Raw genomic sequence first — 2,799 nt, 5'->3', positions numbered from 1 at the left:
CGATTACGCCCGACGTACCGTATTTTTCCCAGGGACGAGCGGGACAAGGCGCGAGCCGCCGTGGTGTACTCCGGTACACGAGGGGGCGAGCAACGCCGTAACGCGAAGCCCATGGGGAAAATACAAAAAGAAAAGGGCCCCTCGAGGTTAACTCCTCAAGGGGCCCGTGAATCCAGCGGCGACCTACTCTCCCGGACCCGTAGGCCAGGTACCATCGGCGATGCAGGGCTTAACTGCCGTGTTCGGAATGGGAACGGGTGTGACCCCTGCTCAATAACCGCTGAAACATTCTCAAAGGCAACATGTCCAAGGCCAAGCAGCAATCAGCTGACCGCCTGAAAGTGGATCCGGGCTGCTCACGCAACAACCGAACTCTATCGTTGAAAGAAAGGAAAAGCTCTCACGGGCTATTAGTACCACTCGGCTCAACGCGTCGCCGCGCTTACACCTGTGGCCTATCGACGTCGTAGTCTTCGACGGCCCTTCAGGGGGTTGCCCCCGCGAGACCTGATCTTGGGAACGGCTTCACGCTTAGATGCCTTCAGCGTTTCTCCGATCCGTACACGGCTACCCGGCAATGCCGCTGGCGCGACAGCCGGTACACCGGAGGTACGTCCGACCCGGTCCTCTCGTACTAAGGTCAGCTTCCCTCAAGTCTCGTACGCCCACACCGGATAGGGACCGAACTGTCTCACGACGTTCTGAACCCAGCTCGCGTGCCGCTTTAATTGGCGAACAGCCAAACCCTTGGGACCTTCTCCAGCCCCAGGATGCGACGAGCCGACATCGAGGTGCCAAACCTCCCCGTCGCTATGAACGCTTGGGGGAGATCAGCCTGTTATCCCCAGAGTACCTTTTATCCATTGAGCAACGGCCGTTCCACGCTGTACCGCGGGATCACTAAGCCCTACTTTCGTACCTGCTCGACGTGTCCGTCTCGCAGTCAAGCTCCCTTATGCCTTTATGCTCTGCGCGCGATTGCCGACCGCGCTGAGGGAACCATTGGATGCCTCCGTTACCTTTTAGGAGGCGACCGCCCCAGTCAAACTGACCATCAGACACGGTCCCTGTCCCGGATGACGGGACTAGGTTAGATCTCAAAGCGGGCAAGGGTGGTATTTCAAGGACGGCTCCACGACGACTGGCGTCGCCGCTTCAAAGCCTCCCACCTATCCTACACATGCCAACCCTAAAACCAATGTCAAAATACAGTGAAGGTTCATGGGGTCTTTCCGTCCAGGTGCGGGTTGCCGGCATCTTCACCGGCACTGCAATTTCGCCGAGTCCCGGGAGGAGACAGTGCAGAAGTCGTTACACGATTCGTGCAGGTCGGAACTTACCCGACAAGGAATTTCGCTACCTTAGGACCGTTATAGTTACGGCCGCCGTTTACCGGGGCTTCGATTCAGGGCTTCGCTTGCGCTGACCCCTCCTGTTAACCTTCCGGCACCGGGCACGTGTCAGACCATATACGTCCACTTGCGTGTTAGCATGGCCCTGTGTTTTTGGTAAACAGTCGCTTCTGCCGTTTCCCTGCGACCTCCAGCCGCTTTGGACTGTCCATCCTGACAGCCGGAGGCTCCCCTTATCCCGAAGTTACGGGGTTAATTTGCCGAGTTCCTTCTCCCGAGTTGTCTCGAGCACCTTAGGCTATTCGCCTCGTCCACCTGTGTCGGTTTACGGTACGGGCCCGTATCGACTCCCTTGCCGGCTTTTCCTGGCACGGGCCCACGCGACTCGACTTCCGGCCGAAGCCTTCCGTCGGTCCGGTGCCTGGGGCTCTAGGCCTTGCACACCATCCGCTGCATCCATCAGCAGCTACGCGCTGTCCCATGCGTCACCGTTCGGTAGTAACGTCTTAACGGGGTGCGGGAATGTTCGCCCGCTTGTCATCGGCTACGCCTCTCGGCCTCGTCTTAGATCCCGACTGACCCCGGGGGGATTATCCTTGCCCGGGAACCCTTGGACTTACGGTGTGCGGGTTTTTCACCCGCATTTTCGCATACTCATGCCAGCATTCTCATTTCCGATACCTCCAGCGCGCATCGCCACGCGCCTTCCCAGGCCTACGGAACGCTCTCCTACCACTCATTGCTGAGTCCATGACTTCGGTGATGTGCTTAGTCCCGATCATTTTCGGCGCGGGGTCGCTTGACCAGTGAGCTATTACGCTTTCTTTAAAGGGTAGCTGCTTCTAAGCTAACCTCCTGGCTGTCTGTGCAACCCCACATCCTTTACCACTTAGCACATACTTGGGGACGCTTAGTCGATGGTCCGGGTTGTTTCCCTTTCGTCCGCTGATCTTATCACCCGCGGGCTGTCTGCCATGCACCGTATTCCCGGTATTCGGAGTTTGATTGGGTTTGGTAAGCGGGTGTGCCCCCTAGTCCATCCAGTGCTCTACCCCCGGGAAACTGACATGACGCCATACCTAAATATGTTTCGGAGAGAACAAGCTATCGCCCAGTTTGATTGGTCTTTCGCTCCTACCCACAGCTCATCCGGACACGTTTCAATGTATATCGGTTCGGCCCTCCACGGAATGTTACTTCCGCTTCAGCCTGGCCATGGGTAGATCACTAAGGCTTCGTGTCTGCCGTGTACGACTGGTCGCCCAGTTAAGACTCGCTTTCGCTTCGGCTCCGGACCTGAGGCCCTTAACCTTGCCGTACACGAGCAACTCGCTGGCTCATTAAACAAAAGGCACGCCGTCAGGAGGATGAATCCTCCCTCCGACAGAATGTATGCACGCGGTTTCAGGCGCTCTTTCACTCCCCTCTCGGGGTGCTTTTCACCTTT

2 rRNA genes (1 of these 2 running past the window's edge) are annotated in these 2,799 nt (G+C 57.5%); both read right to left on the bottom strand.

Features of this window, described 5'->3' with window-relative positions:
- Positions 1-170 precede the first annotated feature (170 nt).
- Positions 171-285, bottom strand: a 5S ribosomal RNA gene (rrf, locus tag BGX12_RS14920).
- 103 nt (positions 286-388) lie between these two features.
- Positions 389-2,799: ribosomal RNA gene (locus BGX12_RS14915) — 23S ribosomal RNA — on the bottom strand; it runs 465 nt beyond the window's last position.

Source organism: Fibrobacter sp. UWR4, assembly GCF_003149045.1.
Taxonomy (GTDB): Bacteria; Fibrobacterota; Fibrobacteria; order Fibrobacterales; family Fibrobacteraceae; genus Fibrobacter.
Note: the sequence above shows the minus strand (reverse complement) of the source record. Positions and strands in the feature narration are given on the sequence as shown.